The following is a 21644-nucleotide window of genomic DNA, read 5'->3' as shown; positions in this document are numbered from 1 at the left end:
ACCAGGGGGCACAGATTACGAAAAAGAAAGGGATAAAAATCATAGACCTGCAAATAGGTCTGAAGATGGCAAGTGAGGTTTAAGATTTTTTGGCTATAAAAGACGCTGTCTGAGAATGACAAACAGCAAAGGCAGGAAAAACGAGCTCGCCGATAAGCCGGGTTCTGTCGTGGACAGTCATTCATCTAGGGCCTGCGTCACCACAGGCCTCAAGCAACCTACCCGAATCCAGCGCGGGCCACGCCATTGGATTCCTATTTGGTCTTGCTCCAGGTGGGGTTTACCATCGCCGTGAACTGTTACCAGTCACGCGGTGCGCTCTTACCGCACCGTTTCACCCTTACCGGCGCCCGAAGGCGCTTAGGCGGTCTGCTTTCTGTTGCACTTTCCGTCGGCTCACGCCGCCCAGGCGTTACCTGGCACCTTGCCCTGCGGAGCCCGGACTTTCCTCCCCCAGCGTACTGGCGGCGACTGTCTGGCGAGCTCGGGCACGACAATACTCCTGCGATCGAAAGCGTGCAAGCGAAACCCGCTCACTCACTCCGGTTTCAGGGCCAACACGCGCTGATACAATTCGTTTTTGGAGCGCCCCGTCAGTTCCGCCGCTATCTTCGCCACCTTCTTGACCGGCAATTCGGCCGCCAGCAACTGCAGCAGTTTATCCGTATCGACAGCCCCGGCGTCATCCACGTCCGACTCACGGCGCACCCCATGGATCATCACCACAAACTCACCACGAGCCCCATTGGGGTCTGCCTCAATAACCTGACAGACCTCTCCCGCCGGCCCGGCGTAGAATGTTTCGAAGGTTTTCGTAAGTTCGCGACCAAGGACGATTTCACGCTCACTCCCCATCACATCGCGAATTTCAGCAACGGTTTCCAGAATCCGGTGGGGCGATTCATAAAAGACCAGCGTAGCCGTCTCCGTAGCCAGCGCCTCCAGCTCGGACCGACGGGCGCCACGCTTGGAGGGCAAAAATCCAGCAAACAGGAAACGATCCGTAGGCAGGCCGGCCGCGCTCAGGGCAGTCACCAGGGCACAAGGACCGGGAACCGGGCTCACCCTGATGCCCCGCTCCCTCGCCTGGCGCACCAGCACATAACCCGGGTCAGAAATCAACGGCGTTCCGGCATCGGATACCAGCGCCACATCCTCCCCGGCTTCCAGTCGATCGAGCAACCGGGAAGCCCTGTCGCGCTCGTTATGATCGTGAAGCGCCAGCATCGGCTTGCTGATACCAAGGTGCTGCAACAGCCGACCACTGTGGCGCGTATCCTCAGCGGCAATCACGGCGACACTTGCCAGCGTTGAGGACGCCCTGGGGGACAGGTCCTCCAGATTACCAATGGGCGTCGCCACAATGTATAGGGTGCCTGACCTGGCCTGGGAACCGGGGTCTGAATTCACTTATGCCTCTCTTGTCTGGGGACCATGACACCAACGTCATGTGAAATGGCCCGGGAGCTGTTAAACTTGCCAGCCTGAGAATGATACAGGGGAGCCCGTCAAATTCCGGGCTCCCGGCATGATGCCGTCGTTTATCCAGCGTCACAAGCGTATTTACCCGGAGTATCGTGAGCCCGCCATGACCAAACACTGTCTGACCCCGAGAACTTTCATCACCGTTCTGCTACTGACAATGCTGGCCGCCGGATGTGCCAGCGTCAACCTGGAGTCCGAGGTGGCCGAAACCGCCAGCCAGGCCATTGAGACCGCTAGTGGCCATAGTGACCGGAACGAGGCTCAGAAATACCTGCTACGCACCGCAGACCGGTTCCAGAATCAGGGTGACCACCAAGCCGCACGAACCATTCTACAGAGCGACCTGCTGAGCCAGACCACTGGCAACCTGATGGATCAGTATCTGTTACTTTCGATGGGCAGCGCCACCACCCTGGAGGATCGGGCATGGGCCGACGAACTCTCCAGCAGCCTGCAACCAGACCAGTTCCTGAACTATGAGCGAGGCCTGATGGCGCGCGCTGCCAACCTGCAGGCCGACACCCTGCAGCTGGCTGGCGACAACCTGTCCGCCGCAGCTACCCTGATACTGCTTGCACAATCGGACTCCCGCCAGGATATGCAGGAGATCCACGACCGCATCTGGCAAGCCCTCAAGGCCACCTCAGACAAGCAGCTATCAGAGGACAGCGGTCAGATCATCGGATACGAAGGCCAGGGCTGGATAGAGCTTGCCGGGATGTTGAGGGAACCCGGCATGAACCTGGATGAGCAGGGTCGCACAGTACGCCAGTGGCAAAACAACTGGCCAGGACATCCCGCCGCCATCGCCATGCCTTCCGAGCTTCAGTTGATCGCCAGCCTGGCTGAGACCCGGCCAGAGCGAATCACGCTCGCACTGCCGCTTGATGGCCCATTGGCAAGCGCGGGCAAAGCCATCAGGGACGGTTTTTTTGCCGCCTACTATGATGACCAGTCCGCGGACCGCAGCAAAACCGAGATTCGGGTAGTCAATTCTGCCGGCAAGGACTTTCGGGACCTCTACCAGGAGTTTGCGGCGGACGGTCAGGACCTTGTTGTCGGCCCGCTGGAAAAAGAGGCGCTGGCCAGCCTTGCCGAGATGGAGTCCATGCCGGTGCCGGTACTTGGCCTGAACTACCTGCCGCAGGGCTCTGAAGCGCCATCCGGCCTTTACCAGTTTGGCCTCTCCGCCGAAGACGAAGCCCGCCAGATCGCCGACCGGCTTGCCAGCGAAAACAATGACCAGGTACTGGCATTGATTCCCCAGAGTGAATGGGGGGACCGCCTGGAATCCGCGCTGCTGGAGCGCATGGCAGAGAACGGCAGTGTCGCGCTGGACATTGAACGCTATTTCAAGGAAGACAATTTCCGGGCAATAACCGCCGACTTGCTGGGCATCACCGCTTCCCGCGAGCGGGCGATTGATGTAGAGCGAACCGCAGGAGTGAATGTCGAGTTTGAACCCCGTCGCCGGCAAGACGCGGATGCCGTGGTGATGGTCGCCGAACCCACCATTGCCAGACAGTTCAAGCCATTGTTTGCTTTCTATTTTGGCGGTGATCTTCCCGTGTATTCACCGTCCATGGTGTATGAGGGTAATGAGGATCCCTCTCGGGATCGCGATCTCAACAACGTCATCTTCACTGACATTCCCTGGGTTCTTGATGACGAAAACGAGTTCCGCAATACTGCGCTCCAGGCACTACCGGACATGCGGGGGCAGCTGGGCAGATTGTTCGCCATGGGCGCGGATGCGTGGAACCTGAGCAAACGCCTGCCACTTCTGAGGCAGGTTGAAGGAACGAACATCAAGGGTCAGACCGGGGTTCTGACCATGGCGCCGCAAGGGAGCATTCACCGCCAACAGCTGTGGGCACGCTTCTCGGGCGGGACACCAGAACTGTTAACATCCGTGCCGGAAGAGGACACCACCAGGGAAGAAGAATAACCACCAGAAAACGGGGAACTCGCCATGGACGGCAAACCAGGCAGCAAAGCCATTGGGACCCATACAGAGGCTGTCGCCGCAAGATACCTGCAGAGCCGCGGCGTCACCATCCTGGAACGCAACGTGTTCAGTCGTGGTGGCGAAATTGACCTCATCGGCCGCGACGGTGAATCACTGGTCTTCTTCGAAGTCCGCTACCGCGGCCATGGCAGCTTCAGTGGCGGCGCGGAGTCTGTGACCCGGGAAAAACAGCGCAGACTGGTGAAAGCAGCATCCTATTATCTGCATCGAAACGGACTCTGGAACGTGCCCAGCCGCATTGATGTCATTGCGATCGCGCCCGGCGATATCAAAAAATACCGGGTACAATGGATAAAAAATGCAATTCAGGCGTGAACATGACCGATACCGAACAACAGATCAACCAGTGGTTTGCTGCGCACATGGAGCACACCGCCCACGCTGCCAGCACGACAGCGCCCGCCATTGAAGCAGCGGCGGATGCCTTTGTGCACACCCTCCTGAGCGACGGCAAGATCATCACCTGCGCCAACGGGAATGCCAATATCCTTGCCCAGTACTTCTGCACGGCGCTGCTGAACCGCTTTGAAAATGACCGACCAGCACTCCCCGCCATCAACCTCGGCGCGGACGCCACCACCTACTCCGCTATCTGTCGCGACAACCGGTTTAATGACACGTTTTCCAGGCAGGTTCGCGCCATCGGCAAGGCCGATGACCTGCTCTTTGTCATTGTCGATGACGGGCACAAAGCAAACCTTATCCAGGCCATCCAGGCCGCCCATGACCGGGAAATGCGGATAGTGGTTCTGAGCGCGAAGGAAAAATCCGACATCACCTCCCTTCTCCACCCGGAAGACCATGAAATTGCCCTGGACAACCTGTCCGCCACCGCGGCAACGCCATTGCTGCTTGTCATTATCAATGCCCTCTGCGGACTGATCGACGGCAAACTTTTCGGCGGGTAATAAAAAAGCCAGCGGAATGCTGGCTTTTTTACTTCTGGACGTCTACTTGACGACCTTCAGTGTCGGACGACCTGACGGACGTTCTCCGGAGTTTTGACCACTTCCCCCGGAATCATGGGTGCCGTCGTCATCAGGATCGGGGGAGCCCGGCTCACTGCCAAACACCATCCCTTCTCCATTCTCCTTGGCATAAATGGCCATGACCGCCTGCAACGGTATAAACACCTGCATCGGGACGCCACCAAACCGGGCGCTGAACTCCAACGCACCGTTACCGATCACCAGCCCACGCACCGCGCCCGGACTGATGTTCAGAACAATCTGCCCATTGGCTACATGCTCGGTTGGCACCTGAACCCCCTGCACACCCGCATCAACGACGATATAGGGAGTACAGTCATTGTCCAGGATCCACTCATTGAACGCCCTGACAAGGTATGGGCGACTGGACGTCATGGTAACTTTGCTATCAGGCACTGCCTTTCTCCTGACCCGTTCTTCAGGCCCTGCATTGCTGTATTAGCTACGGATATCTTCTTCCAGATCGGAAAGGCTCGCCTTGAACCCTTCACGACTGAAGATACTTTCCATGTATTTCTGTAATGGCTTGGCCTGCTTGTCGTCAAGCTCAATCCCCAGAGCCGGAAGACGCCAGAGGATCGGAGCGATACAGCAATCCACGATCGTGAACTCTTCGGACAGGAAGAATGGCATCTCTCCGAACAGGGGCGCTGTCGCCAGCAGGCTTTCCCGCAGTTCCTTGCGGGCAGCCTCGGAAGCCTTGGCTCCCGGTTGTGCCAGGATCTGGTCTACCAGGCCACACCAGTCTTTCTGGATCCGATGGATCATCAGCCGGCTATTGGCACGCGCGACCGGGTACACCGGTAGCAACGGCGGATGGGGAAAACGCTCATCCAGATATTCCATCATGATATTCGGTTCATAGAGAACCAGATCACGATCCACCAGGGTAGGCAGGGCATTATACGGATTAAGGTCGGCCAACTCCGCCGGGGGGTTATCCGGGTCAACATCGACGACATCAACCGTTACACCCTTCTCTGCCAGTACAATGCGCACACGATGACTGTAATGGCTGGCCGGGTCCGAGAAAAACGTCATTGATGACCGCTTGGTCACAACGCCCATAGAACTACCTCACGAGTAAACAAACCGAAATGATCCTGAAAAACGCAAAAATCCAGCGGGCCGGCAATTGCCCGCTGGAACTCAGGGTACGAGATTATACCTGAAATCTCAGTGTACGTCCTTCCAGTACTCCCGATTGAGCAGGTAGGCGAAAATAAAGAAGACCGCCACGAAGATCAGTACGAAGATCCCCAGACGTTCACGCTCCAGTTTCACCGGGTCGCCCATATAGGACAGGAAGTTGGTCAGGTCGTACATTGCCCGATCAAACTCCGCTGCAGACATGCTGCCCTCAATGGCATATTCAGGGCAGACATCGGCATTGTTAATGTTACCGCTCAACGGATCAACGCTGGAACCCTCACCAATTCTGGGCTCAACCGCACACAGCCCCTGCAAGTCAGCCATAACATGGGGCATGCCAACATTTTCAAAGACAACGTTGTTCACGCCGAGTGGACGGGTGTCGTCCTTGTAGAAACCCCGAAGGTAGGAGTAAATCCAGCTCTCGCCACGCAGACGGGACTCCAGGGTCAGGTCGGGAGGAGGCGCACCAAACCAGTCAGCGGACTGGTCCTTGCTCATAGAAACCTTCATCAGCTCGCCAATCTTGGCACCGGTGAAGATCAGGTTCTCCTCGTACAGCTCTGCCGGAATGCCCAGATCGTCGGACACACGCTTGTAACGTGCAAACTCGGCAGAGTGGCAACCCATGCAATAGTTGGTGAACAGGGCCGCACCACGCTGAAGAGATGCCTTGTTAGCGTGGTCGGGCTCCATGGTGTCCAGAGACACGGCGGCACCCGCTGCCAGCCCGAGGGCTGGCAGGATCGCGATGAAAAGACCAAAAATCAGCTTTCTCATTATCCTGTCACCCTCTCTGGTACTGGCTTGGTTTTCTCCATGCGCGTATAGAACGGCATGAGAATGAAGTAGAGGAAGTACAGCGTTGTCAGAATCTGAGCAACGAGTGTCCGCCCTTCTGTTGCCGGTACGATACCCAGGTAGCCCAGAATCACAAAGCTGACGGCAAAGATCGCCAGGGCAACCTTGCTGATCCAGCCCTTGTAACGCATGGAACGCACCGGGCTCCGGTCAAGCCAGGGCAGGACAAACAGGATAGCGATGGCCGCACCCATGACGACAACGCCCCAGAACTTCGCGTCGAGACCGAACAGATCCACCGTGACCGCGCGCAACATTGCGTAGAATGGCGTGAAGTACCAGACCGGCGCGATATGATCCGGCGTCTTCAGAGCATTGGCAGGTTCGAAGTTTGGTTTCTCCAGGAACAGGCCACCCATCTCCGGGAAGTAGAAGACCACGATAAAGAAAATGAAGAAGAACACACCCACACCGAGCAAATCGTGGACGGTGTAATACGGATGGAAGGGAATACCATCCTTGGGGATACCGTTCTCGTCTTTGTTCTTCTTGATATCGATGCCATCGGGGTTGTTGGAACCCACTTCATGGAGCGCCAGGATGTGCAGCACGACAAGACCAAGGAGAACGATCGGCAGAGCGACCACATGGAGCGCAAAGAAACGGTTCAGGGTGATGCCGGAGATCAGATAGTCACCGCGAATCCACAGAGACAGGTCATCACCGATAACCGGAATGGCGCCAAACAGGTTAACGATAACCTGAGCACCCCAGTAGGACATCTGGCCCCAGGGCAGCAGGTAGCCCATAAAGGCTTCTGCCATCAGTACCAGGTAGATCAACATGCCGAAGATCCAGATCAGTTCCCGGGGCTTCTGGTAGGAACCGTACATCAGACCACGGAACATGTGGAGGTATACCACCACGAAGAACGCCGACGCACCGGTGGAGTGCAAGTAGCGGAGCAGCCAGCCCCACTCGACATCACGCATGATGTATTCGACCGACGCAAAGGCGCCCTCGGCGGTCGGGTTGTAACTCATGGTCAGCCAGATACCGGTAATCAGCTGATTGACCAGCACGAGCATGGCCAGTGAGCCAAAGAAGTACCACATGTTGAAGTTTTTTGGCGCGTAATACTTGCCAACGTGTTTGTTCCAGGCGTCAACAACCGGAAGACGCTCATCAATCCAGGATACTAGCTTTTGCATTACGCTGCCCCCTCCGGATCAAGACCTATGGTCAGAGTGCTCTCATCATCGAAACGATACGGAGGAACCTCCAGGTTCTGCGGTGCCGGCTGGTTTGCATAGACACGTCCGGCCAGATCGTACCGGGAACCGTGACAGGCGCAGTAGAATCCGCCCAGCCAGCTCTCTCCCAGATCGGCAGGAGACACTTCGGGGCGGAACTGCGGCGAGCAGCCAAGGTGTGTACAGATACCGACCAGAACCACGTATTCTTCCTTAACGGCACGGTAAATGCCTTCTATGTAGGCAGGCTGAGCGGCATCCTCTGACTGGGGATCCTTGACCTCATCGTTCAGCTTCTCAATGTTGTCGAGCATTTCCTGCGTACGGCGGATAACCCAGACAGGCTTACCCCGCCATTCCACGGTCATCTGCTGACCCGGCTCCAGTTTACTGACATTAGCGGTAACCGGCGCACCAGCTGCTTCCGCTTTGGCGCTGGGATTCCAGGACGCCACGAAAGGGACTGTCGCACCGACGACGCCGACTCCACCTACCACCGACGTAGCACCGATCAGAAACCGGCGCCGGCCTTGGCTCACGTCGCCATTACTCATTATGGTTTTCTCCCATCAGGCGAGGCGCAGAGCACCGCGAATCGGCGCTGCCACACTTCATAAAGGACTTCACAACCCAAAATTATAAGCGCACAAATGGTAATGAAATTACCCTGACCTTACAAGTCGGAAAGCCGGAGACAAACCCACCGCCCAACCTCCCGACAGATTGGAACACACTTTCCAAACAATAAAAAACCCGACCATCGGGCCGGGTTTTCTGGACTGCTGCAATGCTCCAGCGAAATTAACGCTTGGAGAACTGAGGACGCTTACGCGCCTTGCGCAGACCCACTTTCTTACGCTCAACTTCACGCGCATCACGGGTAACGTAACCCGCTTGACGCAGCGCCGGGCGCAGAGTCTCATCGTAATCCATCAGGGCACGAGTCAGGCCGTGGCGAATTGCACCTGCCTGGCCACTGATACCACCACCTTTAACAGTGATGTTGATGTCAAAACGATCAGTAGACTCAGCAACAACCAGCGGCTGACGAACGATCATGCGCAGGGTCTCACGACCGAAGAAATCTTCGATGGAGCGACCGTTGATTGAGATGTTACCGCTTCCCGGCTTGATGAAAACCCGAGCCGTGGATGTCTTGCGGCGACCAGTACCGTAATTTTGTGCTACAGACATATCCGCCTTCCGTTAAATGTCGAGTTCTTTGGGCTGCTGGGCTGCGTGAGGATGCTCAGCGCCGGCATAGATTTTCAGCTTCTTGAACATGGCGCGGCCGAGCGGACCACTCGGAAGCATGCCTTTGACAGACTTCTGAATGATTTGCTCAGGAGCCTTGTCGACCAGCTTCTCGAAGTTGATGGACTTGATTCCACCCGGAAAGCCAGTGTGGCTGTAGTACATCTTTGCAGATGCTTTTTTCCCGGTAACCCGGACCTGGCTTGCGTTGATAACAACGATGTAATCGCCAGTGTCTACATGAGGGGTATACTCAGGCTTATGCTTGCCCCGCAGACGACGGGCGATTTCGGTTGACAGACGACCCAGCGTCTTGCCGGCTGCGTCTACAACGTACCAGTCACGTGTTACTGTTTCTGGTTTCGCACTCAGAGTCTTCATTGATTCCGCCTTGAACGCTATATAAGAAACGTTAAAAACCACCACCGGTAAACGCTTGGCATCCGGAGGGGTTCTGTACCTGTATTGATTGGCAGTGACATCATTCGGGGCTGAGATGATGGCATCGCCTTGAAAAGCCAGGGCGCGAAGTATATCCGAACCTCACAGGAAAGCCAACCCCGAAGCTCGGTGTTTCGTTATTCCCTTACACCTGCAGCTTCCAGTCATAAAGCCGGTAGGCGTTATCCCTAAGCTGCTCGGCCAACTGATCGGCGTTTTCGTGGCGCAGCCCTGCGAGCGCACTGAATATCCGGGGCAGGAAAACGGGCGAATTCGCACCCTTCTTCACACCCTCCGGCGGCATGTCCGGCGCATCGGTCTCCAGCACCAGAGCTTCCAGCGGCAGGCGCGCCACCGTATCTCGCGTCTTCTTCGCGCGCGGATGGGTAATGACACCACCAACACCGATATAACACCCGAGGTCCACCAGTTTGCGGGCCTGCTGATAGCTCCCTGAGAACCCATGGACCAGCGCTTTGCCGTGAAAGCCCCGAGCCCTCAATATTCCATGGATTTCATCGTGGGTTCGTACCGAGTGGATAACCAGGGAACGCCCCAGCCGACCGGCCAGGTCCACCTGCACCTCGAACCACGGAATCTGGCTGGACAACTCGCCCCTCAGGCGATCCAGCCCGCACTCCCCGAGCCCTACGCAGCGCCTGTCCTGGCCTGAAAGCAACGTTTCCAGGACGACCAGATCGTCCTGCTGGTGCTCATCAACAAACCACGGATGGATGCCCAGACAATAAGACACGCCGGGCAAACTGGCGGCGGTCGCGATAACCCGCTCCCAATTCTGTCGATCAACACCGGGTATCACCAGCCGGGAAACGCCTGCATCGCGCGCCTGGTCAAGCACCCTCTCTCGCTGCCCGTCAAATTCCGGGAAATCGAAGTGACAGTGGGCATCGACCAGTTCCATAGCGTTCCGCCGTGATTAATGTTCCCGGGTCTTGTGGAACTGGATGTCGGGATAACGCTCCTGGGCCAGCTGCAGGTTCACCATGGTCGGTGCGATGTAGGCCAGCTGGTCGCTGCCATCCAGTGCCAGGTAATCATTGTTCTTGCGCTGAAACTCGTCCAGTTTACGCTCATCACTGCTGCTTACCCAGCGCGCGGTCGCCACATTGATCGCCTCGTACACCGCCTCGACCTTGTACTCACTCTTGAGACGACTAACCACCACATCGAACTGCAGAACACCGACGGCCCCCACAATCAGGTCGTTGTTCTTGAGCGGCCGGAATACCTGGACGGCGCCTTCCTCGGACAGCTGGATCAGCCCTTTTTGCAATTGTTTGGACTTGAGCGGGTCCTTGAGGCGGATACGACGGAACAGTTCCGGGGCGAAGTTCGGAATACCGGTAAACTTCATACTCTCACCGGAGGTGAAGGTGTCACCGAGCTGAATGGTACCGTGATTGTGAAGCCCGATAATGTCCCCGGCAAAGGCTTCCTCCGCATGTTCACGATCACCTGCCATGAAGGTCAGCGCATCAGAAAAACGCACCTCTTTGCCAATCCGCACATGGCGGGCCTTCATGCCCTGATTGTAACGACCCGACACGATCCGCAGGAACGCTACCCGGTCCCGGTGCTGGGGGTCCATGTTCGCCTGGATCTTGAAGACAAAGCCGGAAAACACATCTTCAGCCGGCTCCACCGGCCGCAAATCGGTCTCCCTTGGCTGCGGCGCCGGCGCCCACTCCACCAGCCCGTCCAGCATATGGTCGACGCCGAAGTTCCCCAGGGCGGTCCCGAAGAAAACCGGGGTCAGTTCGCCCTTGAGAAACGCGTCGTGATCGAACTCGTGGGAGGCCCCTTTGACAAGTTCGATTTCATCACGCAGCTCGGAGGCATAAGCGCCCAGTACGTCATCCAGCTCCGGATTGTCCAGACCGGAAATTACACGACGCTCCTGGATCATATGACCCTGCCCCGACTGGTACAGAATCACCTCATCACGCAGCAGGTGGTAAACCCCCTTGAAATTCTTGCCCATGCCAATGGGCCAGGTCACCGGGGAGCAAGCGATCTTGAGGATATCCTCCACTTCGTCCATCAGCTCCACCGGATCCCTTGTATCCCGGTCAAGCTTGTTCATGAACGTCAGGATCGGGGTATCCCGCAGACGGGTGACCTCCATCAATTTGATGGTCCGTTCCTCAACACCCTTGGCACTGTCAATCACCATCAGGCAGGAATCGACCGCCGTCAGCGTGCGGTAGGTATCCTCGGAGAAGTCTTCGTGACCCGGCGTGTCCAGCAGGTTCACCAAACGGTCGCCATAGGGGAACTGCATCACGGAGGTGGTCACCGAGATGCCCCGCTCTTTCTCCATCTCCATCCAGTCGGACTTGGCATGCTGGCCGGACTTCTTGCCTTTGACGGTTCCGGCTTTCTGGATCGCCTGCCCGAACAACAGGACCTTTTCCGTGATGGTGGTCTTACCGGCGTCGGGGTGCGAGATGATCGCAAAGGTACGACGTTTGGAAACTTCTTGTGAAAGGGTGGACATAATGGACAGCAACCTGAATCAAATACGCTGAAAAGGCCGCCATTATAGGGGGAATAAGATCCAGACGCGAACACTGTAGCCGCTGGAAAGTCGTGGATAGCCCCTAGGCGCCGGACAAGCCGAAGGCCATGACAATGGCGTCCTCCCGCCCGTCGGGCGCAGGGTAATAGCCGGGCCTCTCCCCGATAACCCGAAACCCTTCCGACTGGTAGAGCGCCGCTGCATTGCGATTGGACGCACGGACTTCGAGAATAACCTGCTGCATCCCGTCGTGCGCCGCGTATGCCAACAGATGCCGCAGCAACTGACGACCGGCTCCTTCCCGGCGAATGTCCGGGGCAATGCACAGGTTCAGCAGGTGTGCTTCGTCATACAGGTACGCAACAATCGCGTAGCCGCTCAGCGTGCCTCCGCAATCGTAGGCCCACAGTCGGTAATGCTGCCGGAAACAGTCACGGAACACGGACTCGCTCCAGGGGTGGGAATAGCACCGCAGTTCGATATCCAGAACATCCGGCAAGTCGTCGGGCAACAGCGGGCGGATCACCCGGTCATTCTGGCGAACCTGATCGTATTGCGATTGGGTCACGCCCGGGACCTTGTCAACGGTTTGAGTTGCTCCCAGAGTGCGCGCTTGTAGGAAGGCACCGCAGCCAGCTCGGCCAGGGTGTGGGGGAAATCAACGGCCACTTGCCCCAGCGTGCTGGCCAGCCACGAATCGCGATCTGCGGGCAGACTCCCGGGCAATACTCCGAGCAGGATGACCCGCCGCCCCTCGCGCTCACCCGCCAGAGACTTCAACACCCGGGTAAAATCGGCGAAGCCGTTCCCCGGCACCAGCGGGTTGGCAAAGACTGGCCATTGCAGACTCTCAGTCTTCGCCTGCTCCGCATAACCCAGGGCCTTGAGAATATTGCCGGCAAGAGAGTCCTGCAGACGGGTACTGGCGTCATCCGACATTTCTCCCACCAACAGTGCGCCATCAACCGCCCATAGTCCGAGGGCTACCTTCAGATCGGCTCCTTTCAATGGCGCCTGACTCAGCTCCTCAGGCACCTCATTCACATCGTCCGCCGATGCCTGCCGGGACGCGACATCGTCAGTCCCGGACTCCGTCGTCGCTTCCGGGGCAGAGGTATTCGCAGGTGTGTTTTCTCCGGCCATCAGCGCCTGCAGATGAGCAATCCGCTCACCAGCCCGCCCCGCCACTTCCGGAGCAGGCTTCCTGTTGGCCGACGTTTTCGCAGCCGCCGGGGCAACGCGGGTCTCTGGCGCCGCCAATGCGGGCGGCGCGACCTCCTCGGGAAACTCGAAAACCGGACTGGGAGCCGCGCCCGGCAGGGGCTCACGGGCATACCATGTACGGATACCTGCGACCCCGAGATAGAACTGCCTCTCTGCTTCCGACACTCTCATCCGAACGCCCCGGTTAGTACTTTCACATCGAACACATCAAACATCGGCAACCTGGGGGTGCTGGCGAATGCCACCCCGACTGATCAGGTTCAGGGCCTCGATATAGGCCTTGGCGGAAGCGATGATAATATCGGTATCCGCGCCAACGCCATTCACAATCCGACCACCTCGCTCCAGGCGAACCGTCACTTCGCCCTGGGCATCGGTGCCACTGGTAATATTGTTTACTGAATACAGCTGCAGATTACAGCCGGAGTCTACCAGGGATTCTATCGCCTTGAAGGTGGCATCCACCGGCCCACTACCCTCGGCTTCAACCTTGTGCTCCCTGCCGTCCATCAGCAACGTGAGGCTGGCCCTGGGGACGACGCCGGTTTCCGAACATACCTGCATGCACACCAGCCCGAACCGGCCTTCTTCCTCTTTTTGCCGAGTGTCGCTGGCAATTGCCTGCAGATCCTCGTCAAAAATCTCGTGCTTAAGATCCGCCAGTGCCTTGAAGCGGGTGAAGGCTTCGTTAAGCTCGGTCTCTGTCTCAAACTGGATACCCAGTTCAAGCAGGCGGGTGCGGAACGCATTTCGCCCGGAGTGCTTGCCCAGGACCAGACTGTTGGTGTGCCAGCCGACGTCCTGGGCCCGCATGATTTCGTAGGTTTCACGATGCTTGAGCACGCCATCCTGATGGATGCCGGATTCATGGGCAAAGGCGTTGGCACCAACAATCGCTTTGTTGGGTTGCACCGGGAAGCCGGTAATGGTCGAAACCAACCGGGAGGCCGGGACAATGTGTTGGGTGTCGATGCGGGTATCGATGGAGAACAAATCCTGGCGGGTACGCACCGCCATGACAATTTCCTCCAGCGAAGCATTCCCTGCCCGCTCACCGAGACCGTTGATCGTACATTCAACCTGGCGCGCGCCCCGACTGACTGCGGCCAGCGAGTTGGCTACAGCCAGGCCCAGGTCGTTGTGGCAATGCACGGAAAATACCGCCTTGTCAGCATTGGGAATACGGTTCAGCAACTGATGGATGGTTTCCCCGAACTGTTCCGGGATGGCGTAACCAACGGTGTCGGGAATATTGATCGTGCGGGCACCGGCATCAATGGCCGCCTCAATGATGCGGCACAGGAAATCCAGCTCGGAGCGACCGGCATCCTCACAGGAGAATTCAACATCGTCGACATGGCCACGGGCCCGTTTCACCGCCCGGACAGCCTGCTCTACGACTTCGTCCGGCTGCAGCTGCAGCTTGTGCTTCATGTGAATCGGGGAAGTCGCGATAAAGGTGTGAATACGACCGCTTTGCGCGGGCTGTATGGCTTCGGCTGCGCGGTCTATGTCGCCGTCTGTCGCACGTGCCAGGCCGCAAACGGTGGAATCCTTGATGGCCTCTGCAATGGACTTTACCGCGTCAAAATCGCCTTGACTGGCAATGGGGAAGCCGGCCTCGATGACGTCCACCCGAAGCTTCTCCAGTACCTTGGCAATACGCAGCTTCTCTGCCTTGGTCATGGTAGCGCCAGGGCTCTGCTCGCCATCCCTCAGGGTGGTATCAAAAATGACCAGGTGATCTTGGACCGGCATTTGATTCTCCATGGCAACGGAACGTTATCGTGTCGGGAGAGTATACCATTAGTAATCGAGCAGCAGGGCAGCCAGCAAGACCAGATTGAGCATCAGTGACAGGGCCGCGATAAAACGCCAGTCCTTGGATGAAACACGTTCCACCAGAGGGCCACGGGTGGAAGGTGCGAGAGAAGGATTCGGGAACTCAAGATCCCTCAGGAACTCCGACAAGGCGGAATACCGGGCGTCCGGCTTCAAAGCCACGGCCTTCTGCAGGCAGGCATCCAGCCATACCGGCAAATCCGGGTTAACCTCCCGGGCGCTCCGATAGACCAGCTTATGCCGACTGGACGGCCTTGGGGGCTTGTCGTACGGGAGGCGACCGGTTAACAGCTCATAGGCAATCACTCCCAGGGAGTACCGATCGGAGGCGGCAGTGGCCAACTCCCCCTCCAGACATTCAGGTGCGGCATAGCTTTCCGTACCCAGGCGCGCATCATGCCCCCAGGGCACGTCGATCTGCTCGATACCCCGGATACGGACCGCACCCAAATCTATGATTTTGATGGTGCCTTGCTGGTCGATCACCAGATTTTCCGGCTTCAGGTCCTGATGCACCATTTCCAGGCGATGCAGTGCACGCAGTCCGGACACCACCTGCCGTACCATACCCCTCACCACAGCCGGAGCGGGCATGGGGTTATCATTCATCCACTCGCGCAAGGTCTGACCTTCAATGAATTCGGTCAGGCAATAGAGGCATTGGCGATTCTGGGGGGGATCAAGAAAACGCACGATATGCGGGCTCTGAATCCGATTTGCCACCCAGGATTCGGTAAGGAAGCGATCAATGTAGGCTGCATCATCGACAAAATTGGGCGAAGGCGTTTTCATGGCCACCAGCTCCCCGCTCTCCTGCGACTCCGCGAGATACACCTGGGTTCGGCTGCTGGCATGAATCTCCCGAACGATGCGATAGCCATCAAGACGTTGACCGGGCTCCAGGGGCGGCGGAAACGGCAAGGCTAGCAGACGTTCGTAATGGGCCTCGATATCTTCCTCTGGCAGTCTGTCCACCACCAACACCTGAGCGCTCAGGTTATCCGGACTGCCCTGCTCCATGGCCGCCTCTACCAGGGCCCTGGCAGCATCCTCCGGATGAGCGTCGCGGACCTTTTCAATCATCGCCGTATCACTCAGGTAACCATGAACGCCATCCGTGGTCAGCACCAGGCAGTCTCCCGGCTGCAAACCGACCCGATTCATGTCGATTTCGACGTTGAGTTCCACGCCCATGGCACGGGACAAGGCCGTTCTGTCAGATCCCAGCAGAACGTGATGGTCGCGAGTCAGGCACTCCAGCCGTCCGTCACGGTACAGATAGACACGGCTGTCCCCCACATGGAACACGTAGGCACGATTATTCTTGACCACCACCAGGCTACAGGTGCATACCATGCCCCTGGCATCACCATGACTGCGGTGTCCCCGGCCATGCAACCACCGGTTCAGGGCTCCGAGCACCCGCCCGACTGACGTTTCCACCGACCAGGAGTCGGGGGTGCTGTAGTAATCGTGCAATACGCCCTTGACGCATGCCTCAGCCGCCTCGCGCCCGGACTCGGAAGCACTGACGCCGTCAGCAACAACCGCCACAACCCCCTTCAAAGCAAGCGCCTCACCCTCCGGATAACAGACGCCCAGGCTATCTTCGTTGGTCTCCTTGCGACCGGCCGAGCTGTGTTGGCCGATTCGCAGGTGCAATTGCGGGCTCATGTCACATCAATCATCCGTACGGAACCATCCGGCATAACTTCGCTCGTCTGCGGGCTGGGCTCATCCATGAAGATCATCACCATCGCCATGATCACCACAGCTATCCCACCCAGCACCAGGAAAAACACCTTGGGCGTCACCATCGCCAAAACCACCAGGAACACCACACCACCAACGTTGCCATAGGCTCCGGCCATACCGGCCACCTGCCCGGTCAACCGGCGCTTGACCAGCGGTACGGAAGCATACACCGCGCCGCAGCCTCCCTGCACAAACACAGAACAGAACAGAACCAGGGCCACAGCTACCGGCAATGGCCAATGGCTATCGATCTGCGCCATCAACAAATAGCCCAGGGCAATACCTGCCAACATCACCAGAGTAATGAACTTGCGGCCAAACCGATCGGCAAGGTATCCGCCGCCCGGACGACCAAACAGGTTCATCAGTGCAAAACTGCCACCCAACATACCGGCCAGTACCGGTGAAATATCAAAGGTATCCAGGAAGTACAGTGGCAGCATGGACACCACGGCAAGCTCGGAACCAAAGCTGGCCATGTAAACCAGATTCAGAAGCGCCACCTGCTTGAAAGGGTAGCGGTCAAAAGCCGGCACCGGGCGCTGGAATACATGGCCGTTGATTTGCCAGATACGGACAACCTGCACCACCAGCATCAGCAGAATGACACTGTATAAAACGTAGGTTGTTACCGTGCCCAGCATGCCCAGCTTTTGCGGGCCCAATTGCCAGACGATTAATCCGAGAGCCAGGAACAATGGCAGGTTCATGACCACATAGAGAATAAAATCCCCCCGACTGGTCACTTCCATGGCGCCGCCGCGCTTGGGTTTGAAATAGGTAGAGCCCTTGGGCGTGTCCCTGACCTGATGGTAGAACACTGCTGCATACAGGATGGCAATAACACCGGTTGTACCTATGGCCCAGCGCCAACCATCATCGCCCCCATACCAGAGCGCCAGGGCGGGCAGTGACAGACCAGCAAAGGCAGCACCAAAATTTCCCCAGCCTCCGTAAATACCCTCGGCCAGCCCCAGTTCCCGGGCCGGGAACCACTCGCTGATCAAGCGAATCCCGACCACGAATCCGGCACCGACAAACCCCAGCAGGAAGCGGGTAAAAGCCAACTGTTCAAAGGTGGTCGACAACGCAAACGCTACACACAGAACACCTGAGATGACCAACACCAGACTGTAAACCTTACGCGGTCCGAGCCCGTCAACCAGCATACCGATCAGGATGCGTGCCGGTATAGTCAGTGCCACATTGAGCAACAGCAGTGTATTGACCTCCGCTGCACTGAGGCCAAACTGCTCGCGGATTGCAGACATCAGCGGTGCGTGGTTAAACCACACCAGAAAGCTGATAAAAAAGGCCACCCAACTGAGGTGGAGCACCTTGATTTTTCCGGCATAGGAAAAGAAGCGAAAAGCTGTATCCGTCATGGCTGATCCTGTCAAAACCTGGCAAATGGTCCCACCGGGTTGAATGAAGCCTACAGATACCAACGAGGGAAACTGATCTGGATCAGGAACCGACCTGGTCGACACCGGGTGACTTCATGCGACGGCGCCGTTGCCGATTGCCTGATGGGGAATTGTTCACCGGAACTACAGCAAGATACATTCCACAGATGTATTTGTTATATTAATCAACACCCTACAACCCAATGGCCGGGCAGGAGTCACTAAGAACGCACTATAGGAAGGCGACGCACACATGGGACGCACCGGAATGTGGCAGCTGGATGAACTTTTCTTTCGGGCATAAAAAAGCCCCGGCAGCATACGCTGTCGGGGCTGTTTTATTTAGGAGCCTGACGATGACCTACTCTCACATGGGCAACGCCACACTACCATCGGCGCAGGTCTGTTTCACTTCTGAGTTCGGGATGGGATCAGGTGGTTCCAGACCGCTATGGTCGTCAGGCAAAACGGTTGATCACTGGGTGGACGAGATGGAACGTGTGTCTTTCGACTGTGATATCGATTTCGTTGCGTTATCCGCAATTGTCTTGGGTGTTATATAGTCAAGCCTCACGAGCAATTAGTATCGGTTAGCTCAACGCCTCGCAGCGCTTACACACCCGACCTATCAACGTCCTGGTCTTGAACGGCTCTTCAGGGACCTCAAGGGTCCAGGGAGATCTCATCTTGGAAGGGGCTTCCCGCTTAGATGCTTTCAGCGGTTATCCTGTCCGAACATAGCTACCGGGCAATGCGTCTGGCGACACAACCCGAACACCAGCGGTTCGTCCACTCCGGTCCTCTCGTACTAGGAGCAGCTTTCCTCAAATCTCCAACGTCCACGGCAGATAGGGACCGAACTGTCTCACGACGTTCTAAACCCAGCTCGCGTACCACTTTAAATGGCGAACAGCCATACCCTTGGGACCGGCTTCAGCCCCAGGATGTGATGAGCCGACATCGAGGTGCCAAACACCGCCGTCGATGTGAACTCTTGGGCGGTATCAGCCTGTTATCCCCGGAGTACCTTTTATCCGTTGAGCGATGGCCCTTCCATACAGAACCACCGGATCACTATGACCTACTTTCGTACCTGCTCGACGTGTCTGTCTCGCAGTTAAGCGGGCTTGTGCCATTACACTAACCGCACGATGTCCGACCGTGCTTAGCCCACCTTTGTGCTCCTCCGTTACGCTTTGGGAGGAGACCGCCCCAGTCAAACTACCCACCACACAGTGTCCTCATCCCCGATCAGGGGACCAAGTTAGAACCTCAAACATGTCAGGCTGGTATTTCAAGGTTGGCTCCACGAGAACTGGCGTTCTCGCTTCAAAGCCTCCCAGCTATCCTACACAAACATGCTCAAAGTTCACTGTGAAGCTATAGTAAAGGTTCACGGGGTCTTTCCGTCTAGCCGCGGATACACCGCATCTTCACGGCGATTTCAATTTCACTGAGTCTCGGGTAGAGACAGCGCCCCCATCGTTACGCCATTCGTGCAGGTCGGAACTTACCCGACAAGGAATTTCGCTACCTTAGGACCGTTATAGTTACGGCCGCCGTTTACCGGGGCTTCGATCAAGAGCTTCGCACGAATGCTAACCCCATCAATTAACCTTCCGGCACCGGGCAGGCGTCACACCGTATACGTCCACTTTCGTGTTAGCACAGTGCTGTGTTTTTAATAAACAGTCGCAGGGGCCTGGTATCTTCGACCGGCTTCCGCTCCACCCGCAGGGGCTTCACGTACATACCGGCGTGCCTTCTCCCGAAGTTACGGCACCATTTTGCCTAGTTCCTTTACCCGAGTTCTCTCAAGCGCCTTGGTATTCTCTACCTGACCACCTGTGTCGGTTTGGGGTACGGTCTCGAATCACCTGAAGCTTAGAAGATTTTCCTGGAAGCAGGGCATCAATGACTTCCCGCTCGCATGAGCAGTCGTCGTCGCGTCTCAGGATTGAGGACCCGGATTTGCCTAAGTCCTCTCCCTACTCGCTTAAACCGGGACAACCGTCGCCCGGCTCACCTAGCCTTCTCCGTCTCTCCATCGCAGTGATCCAAGGTACGGGAATATTAACCCGTTTCCCATCGACTACACCTTTCGGTCTCGCCTTAGGGGCCGACTCACCCTGCGCCGATTAGCGTTGCGCAGGAACCCTTGGTCTTCCGGCGTGGGAGTTTTTCACTCCCATTGTCGTTACTCATGTCAGCATTCGCACTTCTGATACCTCCAGCATGCTTCTCAACACACCTTCGCAGGCTTACAGAACGCTCCCCTACCCCGCATACAAAGTATGCAGCCGCAGCTTCGGTGACCAGTTTGAGCCCCGTTACATCTTCCGCGCAGGCCGACTCGACTAGTGAGCTATTACGCTTTCTTTAAAGGATGGCTGCTTCTAAGCCAACCTCCTAGCTGTCTGAGCCTTCCCACATCGTTTCCCACTTAACTGGTACTTGGGGACCTTAGCTGGCGGTCTGGGTTGTTTCCCTCTTCACGATGGACGTTAGCACCCACCGTGTGTCTCCCGGATAGTACTCACAGGTATTCGGAGTTTGCATCGGGTTGGTAAGTCGGGATGACCCCCTAGCCGAAACAGTGCTCTACCCCCTGTGGTATTCGTCCGAGGCGCTACCTAAATAGCTTTCGGGGAGAACCAGCTATCTCCGGGCTTGATTAGCCTTTCACTCCGATCCACAAGTCATCCCCTGGCTTTTCAACGACAGTGGGTTCGGTCCTCCAGTTGATGTTACTCAACCTTCAACCTGCTCATGGATAGATCGCCCGGTTTCGGGTCTATGCCCAGCGACTAAATCGCCCTATTCAGACTCGGTTTCCCTACGGCTCCCCTATACGGTTAACCTCGCCACTGAACATAAGTCGCTGACCCATTATACAAAAGGTACGCCGTCACGGAACAAGTCCGCTCCGACTGCTTGTACGCATACGGTTTCAGGATCTATTTCACTCCCCTCACAGGGGTTCTTTTCGCCTTTCCCTCACGGTACTGGTTCACTATCGGTCAGTCAGGAGTATTTAGCCTTGGAGGATGGTCCCCCCATGTTCAGACAGGATGTCTCGTGTCCCGTCCTACTCGATTTCACTGGACTCAGGTTTCGGATACGGGGCTATCACCCACTATGGCGGCTCTTTCCAGGGCCTTCTCCTACCAGTTGTCCAGCTTAAGGGCTGGTCCCCGTTCGCTCGCCGCTACTGAGGGAATCTCGGTTGATTTCTTTTCCTTCGGGTACTTAGATGTTTCAGTTCCCCGAGTTCGCCCCGTACGGCTATGTATTCACCGCACGGTACCGACCCGAAAGTCGGTGGGTTTCCCCATTCAGAGATGTCCGGATCACAGCTCGTTTGCCAGCTCCCCGAACCTTATCGCAGGCTTCCACGTCTTTCATCGCCTCTGACTGCCAAGGCATCCACCGTATGCGCTTAGTTGCTTGACTATATAACCCCAAGACAACTGA

The 21644-nt window shown here is 57.0% G+C and carries 18 protein-coding genes, 2 rRNA genes and 1 other RNA gene; 3 read left to right on the top strand and 18 right to left on the bottom strand.

The features are described from left to right. Positions 1–137 precede the first annotated feature (137 nt). An RNA gene (rnpB, locus tag ACJO5Y_RS08170) (RNase P RNA component class A) lies at positions 138–487 on the bottom strand. 50 nt (positions 488–537) lie between these two features. Further along, positions 538–1410 (bottom strand): 16S rRNA (cytidine(1402)-2'-O)-methyltransferase, encoded by an 873-nt coding sequence (gene rsmI, locus ACJO5Y_RS08165; protein WP_406985996.1) that lies wholly within the window; start codon positions 1408–1410, stop codon positions 538–540. A gap of 118 nt (positions 1411–1528) precedes the next feature. Between rsmI and ACJO5Y_RS08160 the strand changes: the two genes are divergently transcribed. The 3 genes from ACJO5Y_RS08160 to ACJO5Y_RS08150 are packed head-to-tail and all read left to right on the top strand — an operon-like array spanning position 1529 to position 4422. Beyond that, complete coding sequence (locus ACJO5Y_RS08160; protein WP_406985994.1) at positions 1529–3433, top strand: penicillin-binding protein activator; 1905 nt, start codon at positions 1529–1531, stop codon at positions 3431–3433. Between the two features lie 24 nt (positions 3434–3457). Beyond that, positions 3458–3829: a YraN family protein gene (locus ACJO5Y_RS08155; protein WP_406985991.1), complete on the top strand. Its 372-nt coding sequence runs from the start codon at positions 3458–3460 to the stop codon at positions 3827–3829. A 2-nt stretch (positions 3830–3831) separates the two neighbouring features. Continuing rightward, complete coding sequence (locus ACJO5Y_RS08150) at positions 3832–4422, top strand: SIS domain-containing protein (protein ID WP_406985989.1); 591 nt, start codon at positions 3832–3834, stop codon at positions 4420–4422. A gap of 42 nt (positions 4423–4464) precedes the next feature. On the opposite strand, the gene ACJO5Y_RS08145 is transcribed toward ACJO5Y_RS08150, so the two are convergent. The 16 genes from ACJO5Y_RS08145 to ACJO5Y_RS08070 form a co-directional block, all read right to left on the bottom strand. Next, positions 4465–4878, bottom strand: coding sequence for a ClpXP protease specificity-enhancing factor (locus ACJO5Y_RS08145; protein ID WP_406986216.1), 414 nt, complete (start codon positions 4876–4878; stop codon positions 4465–4467). A 63-nt stretch (positions 4879–4941) separates the two neighbouring features. Further along, positions 4942–5571, bottom strand: a complete 630-nt coding sequence (locus ACJO5Y_RS08140) for a glutathione S-transferase N-terminal domain-containing protein (RefSeq protein ID WP_406985986.1) — start codon at positions 5569–5571, stop codon at positions 4942–4944. 108 nt (positions 5572–5679) lie between these two features. Further along, on the bottom strand, positions 5680–6435 hold the full coding sequence (locus ACJO5Y_RS08135) for a cytochrome c1 (RefSeq protein WP_406985983.1): 756 nt from the start codon (positions 6433–6435) through the stop codon (positions 5680–5682). After that, positions 6435–7667, bottom strand: coding sequence for a cytochrome b (locus tag ACJO5Y_RS08130; RefSeq protein WP_406985981.1), 1233 nt, complete (start codon positions 7665–7667; stop codon positions 6435–6437). The genes ACJO5Y_RS08135 and ACJO5Y_RS08130 overlap by 1 nt, the downstream gene beginning before the upstream one ends. Next, positions 7667–8263, bottom strand: coding sequence for a ubiquinol-cytochrome c reductase iron-sulfur subunit (gene petA, locus ACJO5Y_RS08125; protein WP_406985978.1), 597 nt, complete (start codon positions 8261–8263; stop codon positions 7667–7669). The genes ACJO5Y_RS08130 and petA overlap by 1 nt, the downstream gene beginning before the upstream one ends. A 247-nt stretch (positions 8264–8510) precedes the next feature. Then, a complete protein-coding gene (gene rpsI, locus ACJO5Y_RS08120) occupies positions 8511–8903 on the bottom strand; it encodes a 30S ribosomal protein S9 (protein WP_012139002.1) in 393 nt (130 codons plus the stop codon). A gap of 12 nt (positions 8904–8915) precedes the next feature. Next, on the bottom strand, positions 8916–9344 hold the full coding sequence (gene rplM / locus ACJO5Y_RS08115; RefSeq protein WP_012139003.1) for a 50S ribosomal protein L13: 429 nt from the start codon (positions 9342–9344) through the stop codon (positions 8916–8918). A gap of 205 nt (positions 9345–9549) precedes the next feature. After that, a complete protein-coding gene (locus tag ACJO5Y_RS08110; protein WP_406985975.1) occupies positions 9550–10326 on the bottom strand; it encodes a TatD family hydrolase in 777 nt (258 codons plus the stop codon). A gap of 15 nt (positions 10327–10341) precedes the next feature. After that, positions 10342–11922, bottom strand: coding sequence for a peptide chain release factor 3 (prfC, locus tag ACJO5Y_RS08105; RefSeq protein ID WP_406985974.1), 1581 nt, complete (start codon positions 11920–11922; stop codon positions 10342–10344). A 103-nt stretch (positions 11923–12025) separates the two neighbouring features. Further along, positions 12026–12511: a ribosomal protein S18-alanine N-acetyltransferase gene (gene rimI / locus ACJO5Y_RS08100; RefSeq protein WP_406985972.1), complete on the bottom strand. Its 486-nt coding sequence runs from the start codon at positions 12509–12511 to the stop codon at positions 12026–12028. Further along, the gene (locus ACJO5Y_RS08095; protein WP_406985969.1) at positions 12508–13338 is read right to left on the bottom strand and encodes a 2-isopropylmalate synthase; all 831 of its coding nucleotides are present in this window, start codon (positions 13336–13338) and stop codon (positions 12508–12510) included. The genes rimI and ACJO5Y_RS08095 overlap by 4 nt, the downstream gene beginning before the upstream one ends. 36 nt (positions 13339–13374) lie before the next feature. Beyond that, on the bottom strand, positions 13375–14925 hold the full coding sequence (locus tag ACJO5Y_RS08090) for a 2-isopropylmalate synthase (RefSeq protein WP_406985967.1): 1551 nt from the start codon (positions 14923–14925) through the stop codon (positions 13375–13377). 48 nt (positions 14926–14973) lie between these two features. Then, complete coding sequence (locus ACJO5Y_RS08085; protein WP_406985964.1) at positions 14974–16683, bottom strand: bifunctional protein-serine/threonine kinase/phosphatase; 1710 nt, start codon at positions 16681–16683, stop codon at positions 14974–14976. Continuing rightward, complete coding sequence (locus tag ACJO5Y_RS08080) at positions 16680–18149, bottom strand: MFS transporter (RefSeq protein WP_406985961.1); 1470 nt, start codon at positions 18147–18149, stop codon at positions 16680–16682. The genes ACJO5Y_RS08085 and ACJO5Y_RS08080 overlap by 4 nt, the downstream gene beginning before the upstream one ends. Before the next feature lie 369 nt (positions 18150–18518). After that, positions 18519–18633: ribosomal RNA gene (gene rrf, locus ACJO5Y_RS08075) — 5S ribosomal RNA — on the bottom strand. Positions 18634–18729: 96 nt separating this feature from the next. Beyond that, a 23S ribosomal RNA gene (locus ACJO5Y_RS08070) occupies positions 18730–21623 on the bottom strand. Between the last annotated feature and the right edge of the window lie 21 nt (positions 21624–21644).

The sequence above is a fragment of the Marinobacter alkalisoli genome (assembly GCF_045449855.1).
Taxonomy (GTDB): domain Bacteria; phylum Pseudomonadota; class Gammaproteobacteria; order Pseudomonadales; family Oleiphilaceae; genus Marinobacter.
The sequence above is the reverse complement of the archived record's forward strand: the minus strand, read 5'-3'. Positions and strand labels throughout refer to the sequence as shown.